This is a genomic window from Prevotella sp. ICM33, from assembly GCF_000517825.1.
Taxonomy (GTDB): Bacteria; Bacteroidota; Bacteroidia; order Bacteroidales; family Bacteroidaceae; genus Prevotella; species Prevotella melaninogenica.
The window spans coordinates 30,101-55,548 of record NZ_JACD01000055.1; the positions used below are offsets into that span (position 1 = coordinate 30,101).

Sequence of the window (25,448 nt, forward strand, 5' to 3'; positions counted from 1 at the left end):
CATGACACAGAAGAAATACGATTTAAAAAAGGATGAACGCTACTTACGACTATTAGCAAAGTCGTTCCCAAATATTGCTGACGCTGCAACTGAGATTATCAACCTTGAGGCTATCGCACACCTCCCAAAAGGTACTGAACACTTTCTTGCCGACATTCATGGCGAGTATCAAGCGTTCCAACACGTGCTTAAAAATGCCTCTGGTAACATTAAGAGAAAGGTTAATGAGCTCTTTGGTGAAAGACTAAGAAACATAGAAAAGCAAGAACTTTGTACTCTGATTTATTATCCAGAACAGAAACTGGAGCTCGTAAAGAAAGAGGAAAAAGACATCAAAGACTGGTATCATATCACCATACACCGACTGATAGAGGTTTGTCGTGATGTGTCCAGCAAATATACACGCTCAAAGGTTCGGAAGTCTTTGCCGGATGATTTCTCTTATATTATCCAAGAATTACTGCACGAACATGCAGACGACAAAGACAAGACCGACTATGTGAGTGCTATCATCAAGACGATTATCTCTACTGGACGAGCTGATGACTTCATCATTGCGATCTGTGAGGTTATCCAACGATTAGTCATCGACCAGCTGCATATCTTAGGTGATGTGTACGATCGTGGACCGGGTGCTCACATCGTTATGGACACCTTGAAGAACTATCACAACTGGGATATCACATGGGGAAACCATGATATCTTGTGGATGGGTGCATGTGCTGGTAACGATGCTTGTATCTGTAATGTTATTCGCATAGCCCTGCGTTATGCGAACATGGCTACCATTGAGGATGGATATGGCATCAACCTTATTCAGTTGGCTACCTTTGCAATGGACGTATATGGTGATGACCCATGCGAGGAGTTCATGCCAAAGATATCGAAAGACAATCCACTCGACGAACGTAGCAAGACGCTGACAGCACAGATGCACAAGGCTATCAGTATCCTTCAGTTTAAGATTGAATCACAGATGATCAGTCGTCATCCGCTTTGGAAGATGAACGACCGTCGTTTGCTCAAAGCTATCGACTATAAGAAGGGTACGATTACCCTTGATGGTAAGGAATATAAGATGTGTTCATGCAACTTCCCAACCATCGACCCAAAGAATCCAGAACAACTTACTGAGGCTGAACAGGCACTCATCGATCGTCTTCATCAGTCGTTTACCGGCAGTGAGAAGTTGCGCAGTCATATTCGTTCTCTGCTTCGCCACGGCTGTATGTATAACGTCTTCAACCATAATCTCCTTTATCATGCCTCTATCCCACTCACAAAAGAGGGCAAACTGAAAGAGGTTGAGATTGGTCCAGGTGTGAAGTTGAAGGGTAAGGAACTGCTTTATCAGACAGGTATGAAGATTCGCTCTGCCTTCCAGACAAACAATGAAATGCAGACAGAAGAAGAACGTCAAGATGCTATCGACTTCTTCCTCTTCCTATGGTGTGGACCTGATAGTCCGCTCTTCGACAAGGCAAAGATGGCTACTTTCGAACGCTACTTCATTGAAGAAAAGGAAACTCATCATGAGGAGAAGGGCTACTACTTTGGTATGCGCGACAATGAGGAGATTGCCGATATGATTTTAGATGAGTTTGATGTGCCACAGCCTAACCGTCACATCATCAACGGTCACGTCCCTGTTCATGTTGTCAAGGGTGAGAATCCTATCAAGGCAAACGGCAAACTGATGGTGATTGATGGTGGTTTCTCTCAAGCCTACCACAAGGAAACAGGTATTGCTGGTTACACCCTCGTTTATCACTCACGTGGTTTCCAGCTCGTACAGCACGAGCCTTTCACATCAACAGAAGATGCTATCAAGCGAGGGACAGACATCGTTTCAACCATTCAGATTGTTGAGATGAACCAACAGCGCCTACGCGTGGAAGACACCGACAAGGGTACAGAACTCCGTCTGCAGATTGAAGCCCTCAAAGAACTCCTCTATGCTTACCGCTGCGGCTTCCTCACCGAGCATGAACGTAAGACTCCACCAAAGGTATAAACAATGTCCTTTGAACATCTTGTCCTTTGAACATTGAGATTTGAACATTGAACTTTATGATTAGAACCTCTTGTCCTTTGAACATTGAGATTTGAACTTTGAACTTTATGATTAGAACTTCTTGTCCTTTGAACATTGAGATTTGAACTTTGAACTTTATGATTAGAACTTCGAACAACTACGAATGGCACTAATGACACGAATACTTATTGCTAAGTGATTTGTGCAATTCGCGTAATTCGTAGTCCCTTTGAATTTGAGATTTGAACTTTGAACTTGATGATTAGAACTACGAACATTGAACGACTACGAATGGCACTAATGACACGAATACTTTTGCTAAGTGATTCGTGCAATTTGCGTAATTCGTAGTCCCTTTGAATTTGAGGCTTGAACTTTAAATCTTAATGTTTGCTATATTGAAATATAATTACAAAATAGTCAAATAAAAGTCAGGTAAAGAGTCAGAAAGCCTGTGATTTTTATACCTTCATAAGTTATTTGATATCAGCGTGTTACTGAGATGCTTTTCAAAAGGTGCTTAATTAGCCTTCAAAAGGGCGTTAGTAAGGGGCTTAAAGGGCATCTTTTGCAAGCCAATTAGGCGTCTTTCCGAAGCCAATTAAGCATTAATAGATTTTTAAGTGTTAGAAAAATATTTACAGCACATTACGCATAGACAAGTTCTTTATTGTTCATTCTTTGCTTTCACTATGTATTAAAACAACCTACTCACAAAAGAATATTAGGCAGAGAGAGATTGATTACAAAATGTTAAAGCCATTATATTTTATGTCTCTCTGTTGTGTATCTGAAATTATCTTCCTACATTTACATCCTAAAGCAAAAAATAAACATCATTCATTTCTATCTAAGAGTAAAACGACTTTCCACCTACAAATTACAATATAAAAAGTAATGGTACAGTATCAGATAAGTTAAGAATTATACAAGATAAATATTAAATAAGATACAGAATGAAACTATATACTTTGTGTTTATTGCTCTTAATAACTTCACTGTCATGTATTGCACAAAAGAACAAGAAAACAACAACAATGAAGACAACTGAAAGATTCGATGTACAATATTATAAAAGTATAATCAAAGAGAAAAACAGCTATGAAGGTGCTACATCTGCTCAATATGTAGAGAGGAATGGTACTGAGACCTATGTGTCATTTAACGATGATGGATTTGTCTTACAAGAAATCAAGCCATTTACTTATGAAATGATCGTTAGGAACTATTATAAGAATTGTATTATTAAATCCAAAGGGAAATTCCTTTGCCATTCAAGTGTCAAAATTGGTATTTGGCGCGAGTATGACAATCAGGGTAACCTTATAAAAGAAACCGACGAGGACAAGAAGTTTGAGAAGCTGCGCCTGAAACCTATAAATATCCTGCGCTGGCTTGAGCATGAGGGGTATATAGACAGGAAAACAGGAAAGGGGCAGGAGAAATTCTTGAAAGAGGGCGATGAGCCTAATATTGACATCTACTTCTGGCTGTCGACTCGTGCTGACGGCTCAAAGACTATCCCTGCGGGTTGGTCTATCGATATTACAGAACACGGAATGTGCACTACCCATAGTTTCAATGCGGAAACGGGTGTATACTTGGGAAAGGCAACACAGGTCGTATATGAATAAGGTATAGCCTCCTTAACCTTAGAACTATAAATAGATAATGACAAGAATAAAAGTATGAAACATCTCATTCTAATATTACTAACTGCGTTGTACTGTACTTGCTGCAATGCGCAAAAAGACAAGGAGGCAACAACAATGAAGACAACTGACAGATTCGATGTACAATATTATAAAAGCAAAATCAAGGAAGTAAATGGTAAAGATGGAGACAATAGCTTTGCCATTTATGTGGATAGAGATAGTACACAGGTTAAGGTGTATTTTGATAAGGATTATGATGCTTTGGTAACAATTCCTCCTTTTACTTACTACAAAGAAGTAAGAATATTCCATAAAAACGGAGTTCTCATGGAGTCGGGAAAACGCTTTTTCTGTTCATCTATCGATATTGGCATTTGGCGCGAGTATGACAATCAAGGCAACCTTATAAAAGAAACCGATGAGGATAAGAAGTTTGAGAAGCTGCGCCTGAAACCTATAAACATCCTGCGCTGGCTTGAGCATGAAGGGTATATAGACAGGAAAACTGGAAAAGGTCAGGAGAAGTTCGTAAAAGAGGGCGATGAGCCTAATATTGACATCTACTTTTGGCTGTCGACTCGTGCTGAAGGGTCAAAGACTATCCCTGCGGGTTGGTCTATCGATATTACAGAACATGGAATGCGCACTACACATAGTTTCAATGCGGAAACGGGTGAATACTTGGGAAAGACAACACAGGTCTTATATGAATAAGGCATAGTCTCGTCAATCTTAGAACTATAAGTAGAAACAGATAATGACAAGAATAAAAGTATGAAACATCTCATTCTAATATTACTAACTGCGTTGTACTGTACTTGCTGTAATGCGCAAAAAGACAAGGAGGCAACAACAATGAAGACAACTGAAAGATTCGATGTACAATATTACAAAAAAAAAATCAAAGAGAAAAATACCTATGAGAGTGCTACATCTGCTCAATATGTAGAGAGGAATGGTACTGAGACCTATGTGTCATTTAACGAGGATGGCTTTGTCTTACAAGAAATCAAGCCATTTACTTATGAGATGATAGTTAAGAACTATTATAAGAATTGTATTCTCAAATCCAAAGGGAAATTGCTTTGCCATTCAAGTGTCAAAATTGGCATTTGGCGCGAGTATGACAATCAAGGCAACCTTATAAAAGAAACCGATGAGGACAAGAAGTTTGAGAACCTGCGCCTGAAACCAATAAATATCCTGCGCTGGCTTGAGCATGAGGGGTATATAGACAGGAAAACGGGAAAGGGTCAGGAGAAGTTCGTGAAACAAGGGGATGAGCCAAGTATTCGCATAAGTTTTGGCAAGATAAGTGCGCCCAATGCTAAATTTGAAAAAGATTCTATTCTTTGGACGATTACCATAACCGATAAAGGCGGTGATTTAACTTATACATGGAATGCCAAGAATGGAGAACTACTCAGCAAAGAGATATTACAAGCCATAGAATAAAAAGGTTGAATGAACTAAACAGAGTTTATGTCTAAAATTATAACTCACGGAGCAACAATGTATTGTTCCCTTGGCACAGAGAAACCCAACCTAACTGTGACGAGCCAGACATTCCGTAGGATAGCTGATGCTCTTGTTGGTACAGAAGGTGATAATAAAGGGATGGTAATATCCCAAGTTTTGGAATTTGCAAATGCAGTTCCCCGAATCCTCGGTGTACTCCCCAGCCACAAGGCTGGCAGCAAACAACACAGAAAGACAATATCAATGAACTGCTAATAAAATTATAAAAATGATAAGACGAATAATTACATTATTTACATTACTTGTGGTAATAAGTAGCTGTAAGGCACAAGGTAATAATAATATCAAACAGAACAAAACTTCGGAAAGGACAACCGAGAAATTTGATACATCTACCTATTATATGGAAAGGCAAGGACTTGAATATCAATTTGAGCATTACTTGCGAGGTAAAGTGAGGCAGTTTGGAGGAGACAATGGGTCTAATTATATAGAATATTCTAAAAAAGAGAAAGATTTGTTTGGTACTTATAAGGAGTATTACAATAGAACAGCAACTCTTAAATTAGTAGGAAAATATTATTATAATGATTTTGATTGTGGTATTTGGAAAGAGTATGATGAGAATGGTTATTTAATAGATGAATACGACCAAGATGCCCCTTATAAAAACTATCCATGGGAAAAAGTGGAGAAGCTTGTCAAAGAAGAATTGAAACTGGATTTGTTTGATAATAAAGTCTTTATTCATCGCTATGTGAGCAAACATAGTAAAATTCCTATATGGCGAATTCGGTGGCAAGTTGGTATTAAGGTATATACAATTAAAATAAATGCTAATACCGGCAAGATAATTAATCAAGTAGAAGGGGAGGTAGAGAAATAGAACGGGATAGTTTACAGCGTCTTATTGTAAAGAAGTTGTTTCAAGAAAATAACAGTGCTGCCTTTAGGGCTTGATGATTCAAGCTGTACATATGGATTATTCAGATGTGTATGAAACCCCAATACCGGTAGTGGCTACATGGCAGTCCCAATGGGATATTCTTCATGAGAACTTACCGACGGTAGCACAGAAAAAGGGTAAAAACAAAAATAGAGCAGACAATAACGAAAAGGTAATAAATAGATGGTAAGACAAATAATGATTTCACTGGCAATGCTTATGATAATAAGCAGTTGCAAAGCACAGAACACAGGTAGCAATGATTTTAAAAAGAATAAGAAAATAGAAAGAACAACCGAGAAATTTGATTCATGGACATATTACACACAAAGACAAGGAAGTGAGTATGTTTTTGAAGATTACTTACGAGGGAAAGTACGTCAGTTTGGAGGAGACAATGGGTCTGAGTTTGTTGAATATGCAAGGAAAGATAACGAATTATACGGTTCTTACAAAGAATTCTATAATAAAACTAAGACACTCAAAAAAATCGGACAATACTATTATAATAAATTTAGTATTGGTATTTGGAAGCTATACAATGAAGATGGCTATTTAATAGAAACGATAGACAAAGATTTTCCTTATAAAAACTATCCATGGGAGAAAGTTGAAAGATTTATAACGGAAGAATTAAAGTTGAATTTGTTTGATAAAGATGTTGAAGTGAATCGTTATATTGATGAAGAAGTTAATCTTCCAATTTGGTATATTACATGGAAATCTGATAGTACAGAAGTATTTTCTATAAAAATAAATGCTCTTACTGGTAAAGTTATATCAAAGGAAATAAATGAGGTGAGAGAATAATAAATTCAAATAATGATAAAATTAACAGAAGATTAGAAGAACGATACAAAACCTATAATAAAGTAGAATGGTAAAAATCGTAACTGGTGACGCTATTATGTGTTGTACTTTAGGAACTGGGCAAACTAAGTTGACAGTTCTTAGTCAAAGTTTCCGAAGTATTTTAGGAGCATTCGTAGCGACGGAGGAAGATGAAATTGGTTTAGATAATTCTCCAATTTTGGAGTTTGCAAATGTAGTTCTCCGAATCCTCCTTGTCTTCCCCAGCCACAAGGCAGGCAGCAAACTACTCAGAAAAACAGTATCAATGGAATGAAAAAACTGACGGAACAGTCATTCTTTATGTGTACTAAAGGAGGAAGAATATCATTCATTGATACAGGAAGTAATTCTTTTGTTGAAAGCGAATAACACGTTCACAATATATTAGGAACAAATATGAAAAAACTAATATTTTTATTAATTGCTGTAATTGCATTAAGCAATTGCTCAGCTCAAACAACTAATAATAAGTTGAATATTAAAAAAAGAGAAAAGATTACGAATAATAGAAAATTTGATATTGAGGAATATCGAAAAGTAATAAAGAAGAATCCATTTGCAGATCGAATGCTTCGTACTGATAAAAATGGTATGGTAATAGAAATGAAGACCGAATATGACAAAAGCGAAATAATAGGTTATCACGAAGACTGCTCATATCCTCATTCTCCATATACTTATAGCTATGAATATAACACTGAGGGTTATTTGATAAAATCATGGGCAACATTTTATGGTAATATGCGGGTTGGTAAAATGATAGAATACGATGCGAATGGATTTAAAATAAAGGAAACAGACTTTGATGCTCCTTATAAGTTTAGTGTTACCGACCTTGTAAACAAAATGCAAAAAGATTACCATATAGACTTGATGGATAAACAAAATGTCTTTAGTATAAATCGATTTGACCATAAGGATTTACGAACAGCTTACTATGAAGTAATAGTTTACGGCAACAGCTGTGCACAGAAGATCTTCTACTACTTGGATGGTACTACGGGTGATTTGCTGTTTAAAACAAGTCGTATCTTTGGAGATGAGGGTATGAAAGGACAGGAACTCCCTTTTGATGAATATCTCCGTAAAAAAGAGGGGAAATAAGTATGTACGACTATAAAATAAAGCGCAACTGTTTATTCTACTGGCAATGGAAAAAATAAATCTAAACATCAGATAAGATATGAGAAAAATTATTATCTTTTTATTATTATTTATTGCTTCGCAATCATGTGTTGCACAAAAAGATAAGACAATGAAAACAAATGACAGATTTGATTATGAATATTATAAAAAAAAGATTGGGAAAGATAAGATAGATAATCAAGTGTATAAAGAGTCTGATAGCACTTTAGTGCAGATTCTCATCTCCCATGACGAAAACAGTGTTTATATGATAGAACCTATGAGTTTTGTTATGTATATAAGAAATTATTATAAGCATAATAATAGGTTAAAGAGAGAAGGACATTTCTTTTTGTATTCCAGTGTACGTGTTGGTACATGGCGTGAATACGATGATAAAGGAAATTTGATAAAGGAAACCGATGAAAATGCAAAGTTTAAGAATCTTGCCATGAAGCCTAAGGATGTGATTCTTTGGATGCAAAGGCAAGGATGGATAAACATTGTTACAGGGGAAGGGCAACAGACGACTTTCTCTAATACTCCATTTGATATTTATTTCGTACCCAGAAATAAAAATAATTTTAAAGGGAATACACATGCCAAATGGTACATTATGAAATCAGAGATGTATGGAACAGAGGATTTTATTCTCGACGCAGAAACTCGAGAACTTATTCATCACGGTAAGACATTAAGTATAGAATAATATTCTTTTGTCTATAAAAAGTAAATGTCAAATCGGATACAGGATGGAAACTATCAGTATTCTGAGTTTGAGACATTAGAAAGCAGCATTATTCGCCAAAGAAACTGTTATGAAAGGAAAACTATTTTATGGTTAAAAAATGAGGAGAATAAGGCTAAAAGTTACGAATATACGTATTTTACTCCTATAATGACCATAATGAATGGAGTGGTAGCAAATTTGAATGCTGTAATAAAGTTCAACCCAGGGAAAAAAGACAGACCTAAAATGATAAAACTGGAATTTGGAAAAGATTGTAAGGATTTGAGTGTTTCCCCTTCTACTCTTCCAATAAAAGAAGATGAAATACCTATACCTATAACTATAACGTGTTCTGGAGAATTTGATAAGGAACAAGTGCTGTTGGTTAAGGCTGACGAAAAAGAATGTGGTAAAATACGGATATTGCCCAATGGAAAGCAACACCAGAAAGAGATAAAGGTTGTCACAATTAAAGTAAGAACAAGATTGAATGAAAATAGAGGTTCCAAACTTGGTAAAATTTCTACAGGCGGTCCTGATCTTTTTGTCAACACCCTTAAACAAGCTCTTATTACCGTACCCGAAGGGGTAGAATACATAGAAGAACTGGATTGCACAGATGAAGAGTTTACCAATGCATATAAAAACCTATTCAAACAAAAAAGGCGAAATATGCTTGACTATAGTCACCATGTGGGTATAGAACGCAATAGTCTTTTTTATTTGCAGTGGATGTATATAAATCCTTATATTGTGTCAGGCAAACCAGAGTCAGACACAAAGAGGAGAGGTAAGGAAGAAGTATTAAAATATAAAAGTGTAGGTAAAAAAGAAGAATGATAATTGTTTTTAATCACAATCAAAGAAGATTGTAAAATATTATAGTCAGATGAGAAAGTATATCTTATTTTTTTTAGTATTAACAGCGATGCTTTCATGCGCCGCACAAAATTCAAATAATATGAAGAAAGTAGAAAAATTTAATTATGATTATTACCATAATAAGTTAAAACCCAATCAACGTTTCAAAGAGTATAGTGAGGCGGATGGAACTTTTGTTAAAATTAGTGTCGAAGTAGATGGCTTTTTTGTAGAAAAGATTCCACCTCGTTCATTTACCCAAAATATAATAGTTTATTATAAGAATGGTATCTTAAAAGAAGAAGGTGAGTTCTTTTTCTGTTCAGATGTAAAAATTGGGAAATGGCGTAAATATGATAAAGAAGGAAAACTTATTAGAGAAGAGAACGAGGATAAAAAATTTGAAGGGCTAAGGATAAAACCTAAAGAATTACTCCGTTGGTTGGAAAGCCAAGGCTGGATAGACTTGTGGAACGGCAAGGGGCAGCAAAGTAGTTTTTCCAATACTCCATTTCGTATCAGGTTCTCTCCCCATGGCAAAGACCATGCTAAATGGTATGTCAGCCGTGTAACAATGTCTGGTACAGAGGAATTTGTTATAGATGCGGAAACAGGAAAGGTTATAAGTCATGAGAAAGTCTTAAATGTTGAATAGCAATGCCTAAGATCATAACGCATGGTGCAACTCTGCACTGTACTCTTGGAGTAAAGGAATCCAACCTAATGGTGACAAGCCAAACATTTCATAGGATAGCTAATACTCTTGTTGTTACAGAAGGTGATAATAAAGGGATAGTAAATATCCCAAGTTTTGGGGTCTACAAATGTAGTTCCCCAAATCCTCCGTGCCCCCCCCCAGCCACGAGTCTGGCAGCAAACTACTCAGAAAGACAGTATCAATGGGATGAAAAAGCTGAAGGAGCAGTCATTCTGTATGTATGCTAAAGGAGGAAGAATATCATTCGTTGATACAGGAAGTAATACTGGTTTTTAAACTTAACCATTGATGTCTGAACTTTAAATCTTAATGTTTGCTATCTTGAAATATAATTACAAAATAGACAAATAAAAGTCAGGTAAAGAGCCAGAAAGCCTGTGATTTTTACGCCTTCATAAGTTATTTGATATCAGCGTATTACTGAATTGCTTTTCAAAAGGTGCTTAATTAGCCTTCAAAAGGGCGTTAGTAAGGGTCTTAAAGGGCATCTTTTGCAAGTCAATTAGGCGTCTTTTCAAAGCCAAAAGAGCATCAACGAATTTTCAACTAACGAATTTTCTTTACAGAACCTAAACACTAAACAAGAATGATACATAGAAACAATAGGGACTTATTACAGTTTTACGACTATTATCGGGCTATATAAATAAAATTAATTATCTTTGCCTTAAAAGAAAATTCAGTTTTGATAAATACGAAAGGAAGAATTTTTGCTTAATGGTAAATACATGGCTACAGAATATAAAGAAGTCTTATGTAAAAGTTTTCCAGAAATAAAAGGTCAAAAATTGGAAGGACGTGGTTCACAATTTATAACTAATAGCCAAATAAAAGTTGACCGACTCATTCATTTGGAAACTGGGGAGATAATTCAATTTAGTCACAGATATTTATGAAAAAAAATAAAATAAAAAAGGAGTTTCTAAACAAACTGGAGTTTTTCTATAGAAATTTGGGTAGCATTTGGTCTGTAGAAGACTTTACAAACAATAGAGATGTTCAGAGTCTCTTAAAAGATTATTTATTGGTTCTTGAAGAAAAGGGTATCGTAGAAATTATCGAAGGTAACAAGTTTAAAATAACGAATTTGCCATCGAGTATAATGTCTTGTCAGTTTAATAGCGGAACTAAAGAATGATAAACCCAAATCGGTCATTAGACCACAATGTTTCAGAATTTCTTGTTTTTGTGTTGTTTCCTAACATCTTTTTTCCTAAAAGCTTGTATTATCCAAGTAATATTTGTATATTTGCAATGCTAGAACCCGCCAAGCCTCTCAACGATGCTCAAATGTGCGGGTCGTTTTTTAATATTATATGACAAACACAATACCTTTCGGCAAAAGCTATACATCACCCCACGACCTTGTTTCTTTACTACAATTAAGAGGTCTTTATATTCCCGATGCTTTGAAGGCAGAACACTACTTAGAGCATATCGGTTATTATCGTCTGTCTGCTTATATGCACCCATTGCTTGAGATACCAAAAGAACATCATTTGTACAAACGAGGTGCAACATTTAGCAAAGTAATGATGCTATATCGGTTTGACAAGAAGTTACGTCTTTTGCTATTCAACGAACTTGAAAAGATAGAAGTTGCTGTTCGCAGTGCAATTGTCAACATAGGCAGTTCTATTACAGGAAATCCTTTCTGGATGACAGATTCTGCAAACTTTGTCAACTCGGCTAAGTTTCATAAAACAATGAACTTAATAAATCAGGAGCTTTACAAATCAAAAGAGGACTTCATCATCCATTTTAAGAAAACATATTCAGACCCATACCCACCAGCATGGATTGTTTCAGAGGTACTTCCATTTGGAATCATCACAAACATATACAACAACATCAAGGACAAGAAAATCAAGAAAAAGATCTCCCAATCATTTGGACTACAAATAGCACCTTTCGAATCTTGGTTGACCATTGTAACTCTGACAAGAAATACATGTTGCCACCACTCACGTGTGTGGAACAAGCAAAATACAATCCGTCCAATGTCCCCTAAAAAGATGACTCATCCATGGATTACACTTCAAACGGATTCACTTCGTGTATACTATAATATATGTATCATCAAGTATTTCTTGAATATCATCTCTCCAAACAATGATTTGTTCCAAAAGATAAAGACGCTTTTTGCGAATTATCCTGAGATAGATTTGAATGCACTTGGCTTCCCACAAGAATGGGAAAACGAACCACTTTGGAGACAACCATAATATAGTCAAAGTCTGCTATATGCATCATCAATAACAATTAACAGACTTCACTATTTTATATAGATTTGCCTACATAGACCATTAACGAGCCAAAATCGACATTTACTCATCAGTTCTATATCTTCATTGCATTGGGAAAGTTGTTCTATACCTTATATGCTTGGGTACATTTTGATATCATTGATTCGTTTCGAAATGTCATATTCTAATAATCATTTTTACACCCTTGTACCCTTTTACCCTTCCAAATAACTATTTACTTTTCTACCTATAAAAAAGCGAGGAGCCCAATAAGGTTCCTCGCTTTATATGAATAGGATATTGAATTATCCAAAGTTATCGTACATGATTGCATCCTGATCAACACCGATGCTGTCAAGATAATCTGTAACTGTCTTGATAAGCATTGGAGGTCCACAGAGATAATACTCACAATCCTCTGGTGCCTCGTGATCCTTTAGATACTCATCACGGATGCAGTTTACTGCAAAACCAGTGTAATACTTCACACCAGCCTCATCAGCCTTAGGGTCTGGACGGTCGAGAGAGAGGTGGAAATGGAAGTTAGGATATTCCTTCTCAAGCTCCCAGAAGTCCTCAAGGAAGAATGCCTCACTGAGTGAACGCGCACCATAGAAGAAGTGCATCTCACGATCGCGAGTGTGGAGGGTCTTTGTCATGTGCATAATCTGCGCACGCAAAGGAGCCATACCAGCACCACCACCAATCCAAATCATCTCCTTACCAGAAGTGAAGTTTGGATGGAAGTCGCCATAAGGACCGCTCATCATCACCTTATCACCCTCCTTAAGAGAGAAGATGTAAGTAGAACCGATACCAGTTGGTACGTTCTGGAAACCAACCTGCGGACGTGGCAGGAATGGAGGTGTTGCAATACGAACAGTTAATGTGATGATATCACCCTCAGCTGGATAGTTCGCCATAGAGTAAGCACGAACAGTTGGCTCTGGATTCTTTCCCTTCAGAGAAAGGAGGTTAAACTGCTTCCAAGGACCGAGGTATTCCTCACCGATATCGTTCTTATCGAAGTCCTTATCATAGTCGATACAGTCGTAGGCAGGGATAGAAATCTGTGCATAAGAGCCAGGGATGAAGTCCATGTGTTCGCCTGGAGGCAAGGCAACCTTGAACTCCTTGATAAAGCTTGACACGTTCTTGTTAGAGATAACAGTACACTCCCACTCCTTAACGCCCATGACAGACTCAGGAACCTTGAGTGACATATCACCCTTCACCTTACATTGACATCCGAGACGCCAATGATCTTTAATTTCCTTACGGCTAAAGTGAGGACGCTCTGAATCGAGAATCTCACCGCCACCTTCTACTACCTGCAACTTACACTGGCCACAGCTACCCTTACCACCACAAGCAGAAGGGAGGAACACACCGTTCTCATTCAGCGTAGACAGAACTGAGCTACCCTGATCAACGGTCATATCCTTATCACCGTTAATTGTTATCTTTACCTTTCCGCTTGGACTGAGATACTTCTTAGACACAAGCAGGAGAATCACCAACACAAGGATGGTGATAAGGAATACCACAATACTTATTGTTATGAATTGTCCCATTGTTTACTTAGATTTTAAGACCTGAGAAGCACATCATTGCCATTGCCATCAGTCCTACTGTAATAAATGTGATGCCAAGACCCTGCAAAGGCTTTGGTACATCAGAATATTCCATCTTCTCACGAATAGCACCCATTGCCACGATAGCCAATGTCCAGCCAAGACCAGAACCTGTACCATAGACAAGTGCGTCCCATACAGTACCAATATACTGTGTGCTTGCTGGGTCAAGACCGATACGCTGCTGCATAAAGAGTGAAGCACCCATGATAGCACAGTTAACGGCAATCAGCGGAAGGAAGATACCCAACGCACCATAAAGTGAAGGTGAGAACTTCTCAACAGCCATCTCCACAATCTGTACGATACCAGCAATGACAGCGATAAAGAGAATGAAACTAAGATAAGTAAGGTCAACACCCTCTGCAAGACAGTCTGGACCGAGGACCTTAGTCAGCAAAAGATAGTTGATTGGTGTGGTAACAAGCAATACGAATGTTACGGCCACTCCAAGACCCAATGAAGTCTTTACGCTCTTAGACACCGCAAGGTATGAACACATACCGAGGAAGAACGCAAATATCATATTGTCCACAAAGATGGACCGGAAGAATAAACTAATAAGATGTTCCATAATTACTTCTTGTCTTCTTTATAGAAATATGCACGATGAACCCAAATAACACAACCGAGAAGGATGAGTGCCATTGCTGGCATTGACATCATTCCGTTGTCCATATAACCTGCATCATAGAGGCTTTGTGGGAGAATCTTGAAACCGAGCAATGAGCCACGACCAAAGAACTCACGAACAGCACCTACAACAACAAGTATCATAGCGTAACCCAAACCGTTGCCAACACCATCAAGGAAACTTGGCCAAGGCTTGTTTGTCATAGCAAAAGCCTCAAGACGTCCCATAAGGATACAGTTGGTAATGATAAGTCCTACGTAAACAGAAAGCTCTACACTCACGTCGTAAGCTACAGCCTTGAGAATCTGACTAACAACTGTTACCAGAGCAGCAACAACCACCAACTGTACGATAATACGAATACGGTTAGGGATTGTGTTACGGATAAGTGAAATAATAACATTAGAGAATGCCGTGATAATGGTAACGGCAAGTCCCATAACAATCGCCGGCTTCAGCTGTGAAGTTACGGCAAGGGCAGAACAGATACCGAGCACCTGGACCATAATTGGGTTGTCCAGATTCAGCGGATTGCTGAACACCTCTCTATTTTGTTTTGAGAATAAATCCATATTCTTATTGTTCTAAAGATTAGAATATTATTTGCTGTTCAGGAATTTAACGTAAGGCTGAAGTCCACCCTTGTCTGCATGGAACATCTCTGTTACACCATTACTGGTAAGTGTTGCACCTGTTACGGCATCTACCTGCGTAGATGGGTCTTTGATCTTCTTTTCAACAGCAAGTGCTATCTTCTGAGTATCGTTTCCACTAAAGAGATGCTTACCCTTGAACAAATCCTGCCATGCCTTGTTGTCTTTGATTTCAGCACCGAGACCAGCAGTCTCACTCTCGTGGTTAAAGTAAGCACCAAAGACGGTTCTCTTATCACCATTGATAGCGATGAAACCATTGATAGGTCCCCAAAGACCGTTACCATAAACAGGGATAACATACTTATCCTCGCCGTTTACCTTGCAACGGAACAAAGCGAGTTTGCCTTCCTTGGCATCCTTACTATTCAACTTAAAGCCGGCATCAACGCCACCCTGCTTTCCAGCCTCAACGACCTTACCATCTGCATTGATGATATCATCTGCTATGATAATCTGCTTCCAAAGCTTAACAGCCTCCTCATTGCTCATATCACGATTCTGATTGAGTGCAAAGAGAATCTGCTTCTGCTGATCAAGCTGTACATTAGCATCCTGCATTGGCTTCAATGCTTGGAACACGAAAGCAAGCAAAAAGGCTACAATCAGCACGAGGATGGCAGAATAGATAATTGTATAAGAATTACTATTTGTTTTCATTTCTTCGTCCTCCTTATTTAGCACGCTTTGCGCGCTTGCTGATGTTTGACTGAACTACACAGTAGTCGATGAGTGGGGCGAACATATTGCCAAAGAGGATAGCAAGCATCATACCCTCTGGATAACCTGGGTTCAATACACGGATGATGATAGCCATCGCACCAATGAAGAAACCATATACCCACTTACCTGTCTCTGTACGTGCTGAGGTTACTGGGTCGGTTGCCATGAATACTGCACCGAAGCAGAAACCACCTAAAACAAGGTGTTCATACCACTGAATTGGTGTTGCACCAGTTGAATGGAAGATAAGTCCCATCACAGTACCACCGAGGAATACGCTCAACATTGTCTTCCAGCTGGCGATGTTTGTCCAAAGAAGGATTACAGCACCGATAGCGATAGCGATAACAGATGTCTCACCCACAGAACCTGGGATAAGACCTAATACCATATCACATACAGATGCGTTCACACTTGTTCCCTGTGCAATCTCACCCAATGGGGTTGCCATAGTGAAACCATCAGGCAAGGTATAGCCGAGACCTAAGATAGAATCCTTTGCTACCCAGATGCTATCACCCGTCATCTTACTTGGATAAGAGAAGAAGAGGAAGGCACGTGCAGCCAAGGCAACGTTAAAGATATTCATACCTGTTCCACCGAAGATTTCCTTCGTGAAGATAACAGCAAAGGCTACTGCAAGCACAAGAATCCAAAGTGGTGTGGTCACAGGAATAATCAATGGAATCAGAATACCTGATACAAGATAACCTTCCTGAATCTCCTCACCCTTCCACTGTGCCCAAGCAAACTCAATACCTAAGCCGACAATGTAAGAAACAAGAATCTTTGGCAACAGAGCAAGCATACCATATAGGAACATTCCCCAGCAGGTAGCATCAGCCAACTTACCAGCTGCTAAAGCGTTCTGATAGCCGATATTGTACATACCGAAGAGCATCGCTGGTACCAATGAAAGTACCACCAAACTCATAATTCGCTTCGAGTCAATAGCGTCATGGATAGAAGTACCGCTCTTTGATGTCTCGTTAGGAACATAAAGGAACGTCTCGAAACCATCGTAGACACTCTTGAAAGCGTGAAGCTTTCCGCCCTCCTCAAAGTTTGGGCGTATCTTATCGAGATAATTTCTTAAACTCATAATACTTTTATTATAGGGTTCTTAAAGTCTAAAGTTTCTGTTTCTTGAATCATTACCATAGCATGATAAAACCCTAAGAAACTTATTCTGAAACTATAGTTAAAGTTATTGTGGGCTCATAAGACCCCTATGCATTCTCTTTTCTAAGGATATCCAAGCCCTCACGCACAATCTTCTGCAAAGGTAACTTAGAACTATCAACAAACTCAGCGAGTGCAAAGTCTTCTGGACTTACCTCATAAATACCCAACTGCTCTTGGCTGTCAATATTGCCAGAGATAATTGACTTGATGAGGTACTCACTGTAGATATCCATTGGTAACACTCTGTCGTACTCGCCACTCATAATCATGTGACGCTCTCCACCCTTGATACGTGCATCGAGATTGTACGCCTTCTTGCCCTGCAACCAAGTGAAGTAGCTGCGAGAAGTGGAGAAGTCTTTGAAACGAGGGAGCATCCAACCGAAGATTTCGTGCACATCATCACCCTCTGGAATCAATGTTACCTCTGAAGTATGTGCACCAAGCACTGATTCTTCATTAGCGATGACACCAGTGAGAGGATTACCATTGAGGATGCGAACGTTGCAACCGTCAGCGATGTTGTCTGCAAGAATCTGCTTCAATGGAGTACCAACGAGGGCATCAACATAACCAGTCTGCTTTACCATACTACCTGCAATGGCTACACGACGAGTGAGGTTTACCTTACCGGTGTTAAACAAGCGACCAAAGAAGATAACAGCTGTTGGGTCAACAGTCCATACCACTTCGCCCTTATTGACTGGGTCGATATGATTTACCTGTACACCAACATTACCTGCTGGACAAGGACCATCGAAAATAGTTACTTCCGCATCCTTTGCACCAGTCAACGCTGAAGCCGACTGCTTAGCACCAATACCCAAATAAACCTTTGCGATCTTAGCGAGAGCTGTCAAACCAGTCTGAAAGTCTTTCTCCTGACCATTCAACTCAAACTCGAAGTCACCCTGCAAAGGTTTATCACGAAGTGCAGACACGAAAATTGCCTTTGGTTCTGTGTCTGGACGTGTAGCAACAGCATAAGGCAGCTGGTTGATATAACCAAACAATCCCGCCTGCAGCAATGAAGCCTTGACATCATCAGCGGATAAGCCCGCCACGTCCTTCACGCCGAAGTCAGCATATTCCTGCTGCGCATCGGCAGCAATCTTCACACGCAACACCTTACGTCTTTCTCCGCGCTCAACAGCTGTGACGGTACCGCTCACAGGAGAAGCGAAGCTAACTTCAGTGCACCCTTTGTCAACAAACAATGGGTCACCAGCTCGGACATGATCACCTTCACGAACGGTTACCTTAGGTGTCAATCCTGGGAAGTCATCTGGAACCAAAGCGTATTCCGTAGATGATTTCACAGGTAACATCTGTTCCTGCGCGCGTCCTGTAAGGTTAATGTCTAAGCCCTTTCGTAACTTAATTACATTTGCCATAACAATGATAAAGCGATTTTTATATTATTTCATCTTAATATTTTCAACCCTGAATAAGCTTCACAAAACATAAGGTAAACAATCCTTTGCTTGCCGAGCGTAGCTTATTTTCTGCAAATGTAGCAAATTTTAAGCAGATTTGGCACATTTAGATATAATAATTTCAGTATAAAATGGTTTTTTTGTAGTTTTGTAGACGCATTGAAGAAACTTAGAACAATTATACGATGGGTTATATGGACCATAGCGGGTCTTTACATAACCACAATCGTACTGCTGCACATACCAGCAGTACAGGGTTTTCTTGCCCAAAAAGTAAGCGACGTAGCGGGCAATAAATTGGGTACAGAAGTGCACGTAGGACGTATTGATTTAGGCTTTATCAATCGCTTCGTATTAGACGATATTCTCATCTATGACCAAAGTCACAAGAAGATGTTATCGGCATCACGAGTAGGAGCAAGGGTCGATATCTGGCATCTCTTACGTACAGGTGAGATTAATATTTCCTCTGCACAACTTTTTGGTTTACGGGCAGAACTATACAAAACGAGTAAGGATGCCAAACCTAACTTCCAATTTGTGTTGGATTCATTGGCCTCTAAGGACACGACAAGTCACACTCCTTTACACTTGTCCATTAATAGTCTTGTGATTCGACATGGCAACATTAAATACGATTGTTTAGATGCACCTACCACGCCTAACAGACTGAATCTGAACCATATAAACGTAAATGATATCTCGTCTTACCTCATTCTTAACAAGTTGGATGACACGAGTGTGTGGGCTGATCTTAGGACATTGGCTTTCAAAGAAGCATCAGGCTTAGAGGTGAAGCAGTTGGCTTTTGAATTAAAAGCTAATCAACAGCAAGCCGCATTACGTGACTTTATCTTCGATGGAACTAACAGTAAGATTGCGCTAAAGGAGTTACTTACAACCTACACATTCAATAACAAGAAGTTGGATCTCAACACTTTACGCTACACCATCAAGGACTTCAAAGCTGCAATAAAGCCTTCCGACTTTGCCCCTATCCTACCCGATTTAAAGCCATTGACGACCAGTTATACAGCTACAGTTGATGCAGAAGGTACAAGTCAATCTGTATTGGTAAAACATCTTAACGTCTCTGACCAGACTCTTTCGACTCAAATTAAGGCGAAAGGATGGGTAAAAAACATCCAAAAGAGTCCTATTTGGGACTTCACTTTCAGCCCACTGAAGGTTAGCAAAAACACCCTTCAATCCATCACCAAGGTTACACATAAGCCCCTCCCTAAACCATTGAGTAACATTGGTAGTATCTACTATCGTGGTACTTTCGCCCATAACATGGGGAAATATACAGCAAAGGGACTGCTAAACACAGATGCTGGTAACGTTCAGTTGGCTACTAATATTCACGGAAAGAACATCCAAGGAACGGTTAGTACTACCGAATTGAATCTTGCGAAAGTACTTGACAACAACGACTTTGGTAGGTTAAGCACGAATATCAAGGTGGAAGGCAACACCGACCTATCCTATATTGCCGCAAAGGGTGACGTTTACTCCTTCTATTATAAGGGCTATACCTATAAGAATATTCACCTTGACGGAATCTATAAAAACGATATTTTCACAGGTAAGGCAGCGATAAACGACCCTAATGGAAAGCTGAATATCGACGGAAAAGCTGCCAACATAATGGCTTTCATGCAACACAAAGGAAAACTGTCTACCGATATCTCAATCATTGCTGATGCCGTCAACTTACACAGACTTCAGCTAACAGAGGCGTTGGGTAACAGAACAATCTCCTTTACTTCTAAGATTAAAGGACAGGGTGCGAGCTTGAATGATATCATAGGAAACCTCGATGTCAGCAACTTTGCTATGCTTGGGGAAGGTCAGAACATTATCCTTAACCAGGTAAGTATCAAGACTAACAACGGACTCTTAGGTAAGTCGCTTGACGCAGAGACTGACTTTGGTGAGCTACATCTTGCTGGACAGTATGATTATAATCAATTGCCACAAAGCATAAGACGTATCTTAGGACATTATATCCCAAGTCTTTTCTCACCAACTCCACGCTTTAACATGGGAATTGGCAAGGCAAACTACGCCTTCACTTTGCGCCTAAATGGTACGAAGTTTATCAATAGTCTGCTGAATACTAATATTGTTTCTTCACATGCTATAAGGCTTGCAGGACTTGTAAGAGAACGCCAGAACGAAATTGACTTACACGTCAATGCGCCCGACGTAACCTACTCAGGACAGCAGATTAAGAATCTTATCTTGAACATTAAGAGTGAGCCACAAGGCTTGCAGACTACTATTTCTGGTGAACGAAAGGGAGAAGCCGGACCACATGTCCTTATCAACGCACAGGGATTGATTGCAAACAATACCGTTACTTCCAACATTTCTTTCCGCATACCGGGACTTTCTCCTATATACGGAAATGTCAACAGCATTGCCTCTTTCTCTCGTCGTCATGGCGACTTAGAGACTCGCTTGCACCTCAACCCATCAGAAATCAACTTTGATTCCATTGCGTTACAAGTGCAACCTTCCGATATCTCTTATCATCGGAACAATCTGACCATCGACCACTTTGAGCTTTCCAACCACGACCAGCATATCATTGCTAATGGTCAGACGTCTGGAAATCAAAGCGATTCTATACTTGTAAGATTCAAGGATGTCAACGTTCCATATATTCTTAACCTTGTTGACTTCCACAGCGTTAAGTTTGCTGGTACGGCTTCTGGTACAGCTTCTATCAAATCGTTCTTCCATCACCCACAGATGCAAGCGAAACTTGAGGTGCAAGACTTCAAATTTGAAGATGGAGATATGGGTACGCTCTTTGCGGAGGCAAACTATAATGACAAAGAAGGTAAGATTAATATCGACGCCTATGCTGACCCTGGTGATGGCACACGAACAGACATCCAAGGCTATGTAGACATTAAGAAAAGCTATATCAACCTTCCTATCTTTGCCAATAACACACATCTCTACTTCCTAAAGAGCTTCTGTGGCTCTTTCATGGACAAGATTCAAGTGCAAGGAAACGGCTGGTGTAAAGTCGTCGGACCCCTTAGTGCCATCAATCTTGAAGGTGACATGCAAGTGCATGGAAGCGTATATGTAAAGCCAACAGGTGTTACCTATAAGATGCGTGACGCACGTGTTCGCATCATTCCAAACGAAATTATCTTTGGAAACGACACTATTACTGACCCACAAGGACATATCGGTATCGTTACAGGTGGATTACATCACAAGAATCTTAGCCACCTCACTTTCGACATCAATATCCTCGCACGAAACCTCTTAGCTTATAACTTCCCTAAGAAACAAGGGAAAGACTCGTTCTGGGGTGTGGTATATGGAACTGGCAAATGTAATATAAAAGGTGAACCGGGTTCAACAACAATGAACATTGATATGGAACCGGAAAAGAACACCTATATAACTTATGATGCCTCTTCAACCAATGATGCAAGTACAAGTAACTTCATTCGTTGGATTAACGTACCAAAGGATAGCACTGGAGTTCTAATCCCTGAGGCTGCAGACACACTCAGTTTTGCGGCAAAACCAGCTCCTAAGAAGGCATCGGATATCGTCAAATTCAGAGACATACCGAGCGACCTACACATCAACTTCCTCGTACATTCAAATCCGAATCTTACGCTTGGCGTCTTACTTGATGATGCCACTGGCGACAACATCCGTCTGAATGGTTCGGGTATGATTCGTGCGTCCTATTATAATAAGGGAGCCTTCCAACTCTTTGGAAACTATAACGTAGACTACGGACAGTATAACCTCACGATTCAGAATATTATCAAGAAGCAATTTATCTTCCAGCCGGGTTCAACGATTGCCTTCGGTGGCGATCCGTTCAATGCTGCGTTGAATCTAAAAGCTAACTATATCATCAATTCTGTTCCTTTGGGCGACCTTGGAATGGGTAAGTCCTTCACATCCAATAACACAAAGGTTAACTGCTTGCTGAACATCGAAGGAACGCCAGGCGCACCGACTGTCTCTTTCGGTCTCGACCTCCCAACGCTCTCGCCTGATGCACAACAGATGATACGCTCTATTCTCAACTCTGAGCAAGAGCTTAACCAGCAAGTACTCTATCTTTTAGCTGTCGGACGCTTCTATCCACAGAGTAAGAATAACAATCCAGCACGAGACAGTGAATCGCCAAGTCGTGCATCTCTTGCTATGCAGAGTCTACTCTCTGGTACAATTTCACAACAAATCAACACCGTATTGTCCAATGTTGTAAAGGATAACAACTGGAACTTCGGTGCCAATATTGCGACAGGTAATGAAGGTTTCGACAATGCAGAATACGAAGGACTACTCTCAGGAAGCATGCTTAACAACCGTCTGCTCTTCAACGGACAGTTTGGTTATCGAGACAATGTAGCCAAGGATAAATCGTCTTTCATAGGCGACTTCGACATCCGTTACCTCCTCTTCCCAAGCGGTAACGTAGCCTTCCGTGTCTATAACCAAACCAACGACCGTTACTTCACACGTAACTCTCTGACAACTCAGGGTATAGGTTTGATTCTGAAGAAAGACTTCAACAGATTGAGTGATATTTTCGGAAGTAGAAAGAAAAAAACAAAAAAACAGAAGCAAAAGCACTAATATACAGAATATTATTCGTAACTTTGCACCCGATTTGGGCGAACTACGCCCATATTACAGATAATATAAAGTCGAACTTTATTAATTAAATTATTTTTTAAACACTTTATGACAAATTTCAAAGACGTCCAGAATGTACAGCCTTTAGCTGACTTCAACTGGGATGAGTTCGAGAACGGCGCACACGCTGAGGCAAGTAAGAGCGATCTTACTAAGGCTTATGACGAAACTCTTAACAAGATCCAGGAGCACCAGGTAGTTGAAGGTACTGTTATTTCAGTTGACAAGAAGGAAGTAGTTGTTAACATCGGCTACAAGAGCGATGGTATCATCCCTGCTTCTGAATTCCGTTACAACCCAGAGCTCAAGGCTGGTGACAAGGTAGAGGTTTATGTTGAGAACCAGGAGGACAAGCGCGGTCAGCTCGTTCTTTCTCACAAGAAGGCTCGCCTCCAGAAGAGTTGGGAGAATATCAACAAGGCACTGGAGAACGACGAGGTTATCCAGGGTTACATCAAGAGCCGCACTAAGGGTGGTATGATTGTTGACGTATTCGGTATCGAGGCATTCCTTCCAGGCAGCCAGATTGACGTTCACCCTATACGCGACTACGACGTATTCGTTGGTAAGACAATGGAGTTCAAGGTTGTTAAGATCAACCAGGAGTTCCGTAACGTAGTCGTTTCACACAAGGCACTCATCGAGGCTGAGCTCGAGGCACAGCGTAAGGAGATTATCTCTCACCTTGAGAAGGGTCAGATCCTCGAGGGTACTGTTAAAAACATCACATCTTACGGTGTATTCGTTGACCTCGGTGGTGTTGACGGACTCGTACATATCACTGACCTCTCTTGGGGCCGCGTAAGCGATCCACATGAGGTTGTTGCTCTCGACCAGAAGATTAACGTTGTTATCCTCGACTTCGATGAGGAGAAGAAGCGTATCGCTCTCGGTCTCAAGCAGCTCACTCAGCACCCTTGGGATTCTTTGGATCCTAACCTCAAGGTTGGCGACCACGTTAAGGGTAAGGTAGTTGTTATGGCTGACTACGGTGCATTCGTAGAGATTCAGCCAGGCGTAGAGGGCTTGATCCACGTTTCAGAGATGAGCTGGAGCCAGCACTTGCGTTCTGCACAGGAGTTCATGAAGGTTGGTGACGAGGTTGAGGCAGTTATCCTCACACTCGACCGCGACGAGCGTAAGATGTCTCTCGGTATCAAGCAGCTCAAGGAAGACCCATGGGAGGCTATCGAGGTTAAGTATCCAGTAGGCTCTAAGCACACTGCAAAGGTTCGCAACTTCACTAACTTCGGTATCTTCGTAGAGCTTGAGGAAGGTGTTGACGGTCTTATCCACATCAGCGACCTCTCTTGGACTAAGAAGGTTAAGCACCCATCTGAGTTCACTTCACAGGGTTCTGAGATTGAGGTTGTTGTTCTCGAAATCGATAAGGAGAATCGTCGCTTGAGCCTTGGTCACAAGCAGCTCGAGTCTAATCCTTGGGATGAGTACGAGGCAATCTACACTCCAGGTTCAATCCACGAGGGTAAGATTACCGAGTCTATGGACAAGGGTGCTGTTATCACTCTCAACGAGGGTGGTGAGGGCTTCGCTACTCCAAAGCACCTTGTTAAGCAGGACGGCACACAGGCACAGCTTGGTGAGGTTCTCCCATTCATGGTAATCGAGTTCGTTAAGGACACTAAGCGTATCATCCTTTCTCACTCTCGTACATTCGAGGAGGTTAAGGAAGAGCCACGTCGCCAGCGTCCAGCAGCTCAGAACAAGCCAAAGAATGACGCAGCTGCTATCAACAACGTTGCTGCTGGTACATCTCTCGGTGACCTCGGTGTTCTCGCTGACTTGAAGAAGAAGATGGAGGGTGGCAAGTAATTTGCACACTA

The 25,448-nt window shown here is 40.0% G+C and carries 23 protein-coding genes and 1 pseudogene; 18 read left to right on the forward strand and 6 right to left on the reverse strand.

The window, feature by feature from the left end:
• Nucleotide 1: 1 nt before the first annotated feature.
• From HMPREF1505_RS06670 to HMPREF1505_RS06750, 16 genes and pseudogenes are all read left to right on the forward strand, one after another.
• On the forward strand, nt 2-2,014 hold the full coding sequence (locus tag HMPREF1505_RS06670; protein WP_036923834.1) for a fructose-bisphosphatase class III: 2,013 nt from the start codon (nt 2-4) through the stop codon (nt 2,012-2,014).
• A gap of 1,058 nt (nt 2,015-3,072) precedes the next feature.
• Nucleotides 3,073-3,669 carry a hypothetical protein gene (locus HMPREF1505_RS06675; protein ID WP_231480365.1) on the forward strand — a complete coding sequence of 199 codons (597 nt, stop codon included), beginning with the start codon at nt 3,073-3,075 and terminating at the stop codon, nt 3,667-3,669.
• A 54-nt stretch (nt 3,670-3,723) separates the two neighbouring features.
• Complete coding sequence (locus HMPREF1505_RS06680) at nt 3,724-4,404, forward strand: hypothetical protein (protein ID WP_036923837.1); 681 nt, start codon at nt 3,724-3,726, stop codon at nt 4,402-4,404.
• A 141-nt stretch (nt 4,405-4,545) separates the two neighbouring features.
• Nucleotides 4,546-5,145 (forward strand): hypothetical protein, encoded by a 600-nt coding sequence (locus tag HMPREF1505_RS06685; RefSeq protein ID WP_369758971.1) that lies wholly within the window; start codon nt 4,546-4,548, stop codon nt 5,143-5,145.
• Nucleotides 5,146-5,172: 27 nt separating this feature from the next.
• Nucleotides 5,173-5,424, forward strand: coding sequence for a hypothetical protein (locus HMPREF1505_RS06690; RefSeq protein WP_036923840.1), 252 nt, complete (start codon nt 5,173-5,175; stop codon nt 5,422-5,424).
• Nucleotides 5,425-5,437: 13 nt separating this feature from the next.
• On the forward strand, nt 5,438-6,055 hold the full coding sequence (locus HMPREF1505_RS06695) for a hypothetical protein (RefSeq protein ID WP_036923841.1): 618 nt from the start codon (nt 5,438-5,440) through the stop codon (nt 6,053-6,055).
• Nucleotides 6,056-6,298: 243 nt separating this feature from the next.
• Nucleotides 6,299-6,925: a hypothetical protein gene (locus HMPREF1505_RS06700; protein WP_036923842.1), complete on the forward strand. Its 627-nt coding sequence runs from the start codon at nt 6,299-6,301 to the stop codon at nt 6,923-6,925.
• A gap of 67 nt (nt 6,926-6,992) precedes the next feature.
• Complete coding sequence (locus HMPREF1505_RS06705; protein WP_036923843.1) at nt 6,993-7,241, forward strand: hypothetical protein; 249 nt, start codon at nt 6,993-6,995, stop codon at nt 7,239-7,241.
• Nucleotides 7,202-7,336 (forward strand): annotated as a pseudogene (locus HMPREF1505_RS13505) (DUF4280 domain-containing protein); the annotation flags it as partial. The gene HMPREF1505_RS06705 and the pseudogene HMPREF1505_RS13505, both read left to right, overlap by 40 nt.
• A 27-nt stretch (nt 7,337-7,363) precedes the next feature.
• Complete coding sequence (locus HMPREF1505_RS06710; RefSeq protein WP_036923844.1) at nt 7,364-8,071, forward strand: hypothetical protein; 708 nt, start codon at nt 7,364-7,366, stop codon at nt 8,069-8,071.
• A 79-nt stretch (nt 8,072-8,150) separates the two neighbouring features.
• Nucleotides 8,151-8,801: a hypothetical protein gene (locus HMPREF1505_RS06715; RefSeq protein ID WP_036923846.1), complete on the forward strand. Its 651-nt coding sequence runs from the start codon at nt 8,151-8,153 to the stop codon at nt 8,799-8,801.
• A gap of 24 nt (nt 8,802-8,825) precedes the next feature.
• Nucleotides 8,826-9,662, forward strand: coding sequence for a hypothetical protein (locus HMPREF1505_RS06720; RefSeq protein WP_036923849.1), 837 nt, complete (start codon nt 8,826-8,828; stop codon nt 9,660-9,662).
• Nucleotides 9,663-9,783: 121 nt separating this feature from the next.
• Nucleotides 9,784-10,338 carry a hypothetical protein gene (locus HMPREF1505_RS06725; protein WP_231480366.1) on the forward strand — a complete coding sequence of 185 codons (555 nt, stop codon included), beginning with the start codon at nt 9,784-9,786 and terminating at the stop codon, nt 10,336-10,338.
• Nucleotides 10,339-10,406: 68 nt separating this feature from the next.
• Nucleotides 10,407-10,628, forward strand: a complete 222-nt coding sequence (locus HMPREF1505_RS06730; protein ID WP_231480367.1) for a DUF4280 domain-containing protein — start codon at nt 10,407-10,409, stop codon at nt 10,626-10,628.
• A gap of 665 nt (nt 10,629-11,293) precedes the next feature.
• Nucleotides 11,294-11,539 carry a hypothetical protein gene (locus HMPREF1505_RS06740; protein ID WP_036923852.1) on the forward strand — a complete coding sequence of 82 codons (246 nt, stop codon included), beginning with the start codon at nt 11,294-11,296 and terminating at the stop codon, nt 11,537-11,539.
• Nucleotides 11,540-11,717: 178 nt separating this feature from the next.
• Nucleotides 11,718-12,626, forward strand: coding sequence for an Abi family protein (locus HMPREF1505_RS06750; protein ID WP_036923857.1), 909 nt, complete (start codon nt 11,718-11,720; stop codon nt 12,624-12,626).
• 326 nt (nt 12,627-12,952) lie between these two features.
• Here HMPREF1505_RS06750 and nqrF read toward each other — a convergent pair whose 3' ends face one another.
• The 6 genes from nqrF to HMPREF1505_RS06780 all read right to left on the reverse strand — a co-directional run bounded on the left by nqrF (nt 12,953) and on the right by HMPREF1505_RS06780 (nt 18,870).
• On the reverse strand, nt 12,953-14,221 hold the full coding sequence (nqrF, locus tag HMPREF1505_RS06755; RefSeq protein WP_036923860.1) for an NADH:ubiquinone reductase (Na(+)-transporting) subunit F: 1,269 nt from the start codon (nt 14,219-14,221) through the stop codon (nt 12,953-12,955).
• Between the two features lie 7 nt (nt 14,222-14,228).
• Complete coding sequence (gene nqrE / locus HMPREF1505_RS06760; protein WP_004360385.1) at nt 14,229-14,855, reverse strand: NADH:ubiquinone reductase (Na(+)-transporting) subunit E; 627 nt, start codon at nt 14,853-14,855, stop codon at nt 14,229-14,231.
• 2 nt (nt 14,856-14,857) lie between these two features.
• A complete protein-coding gene (locus tag HMPREF1505_RS06765; RefSeq protein ID WP_004360386.1) occupies nt 14,858-15,487 on the reverse strand; it encodes an NADH:ubiquinone reductase (Na(+)-transporting) subunit D in 630 nt (209 codons plus the stop codon).
• Between the two features lie 27 nt (nt 15,488-15,514).
• Nucleotides 15,515-16,228: an NADH:ubiquinone reductase (Na(+)-transporting) subunit C gene (nqrC, locus tag HMPREF1505_RS06770; protein ID WP_036923901.1), complete on the reverse strand. Its 714-nt coding sequence runs from the start codon at nt 16,226-16,228 to the stop codon at nt 15,515-15,517.
• 13 nt (nt 16,229-16,241) lie between these two features.
• Nucleotides 16,242-17,393, reverse strand: a complete 1,152-nt coding sequence (locus HMPREF1505_RS06775; RefSeq protein ID WP_036923861.1) for an NADH:ubiquinone reductase (Na(+)-transporting) subunit B — start codon at nt 17,391-17,393, stop codon at nt 16,242-16,244.
• A 127-nt stretch (nt 17,394-17,520) separates the two neighbouring features.
• Nucleotides 17,521-18,870: a Na(+)-translocating NADH-quinone reductase subunit A gene (locus HMPREF1505_RS06780; RefSeq protein ID WP_036923863.1), complete on the reverse strand. Its 1,350-nt coding sequence runs from the start codon at nt 18,868-18,870 to the stop codon at nt 17,521-17,523.
• Between the two features lie 201 nt (nt 18,871-19,071).
• On the opposite strand from HMPREF1505_RS06780, the gene HMPREF1505_RS06785 reads away from it, so the two are divergent.
• Nucleotides 19,072-23,544: a translocation/assembly module TamB domain-containing protein gene (locus HMPREF1505_RS06785; RefSeq protein ID WP_036923865.1), complete on the forward strand. Its 4,473-nt coding sequence runs from the start codon at nt 19,072-19,074 to the stop codon at nt 23,542-23,544.
• A gap of 108 nt (nt 23,545-23,652) precedes the next feature.
• Nucleotides 23,653-25,437 (forward strand): 30S ribosomal protein S1, encoded by a 1,785-nt coding sequence (rpsA, locus tag HMPREF1505_RS06790; protein WP_036923867.1) that lies wholly within the window; start codon nt 23,653-23,655, stop codon nt 25,435-25,437.
• Nucleotides 25,438-25,448 lie beyond the last annotated feature (11 nt).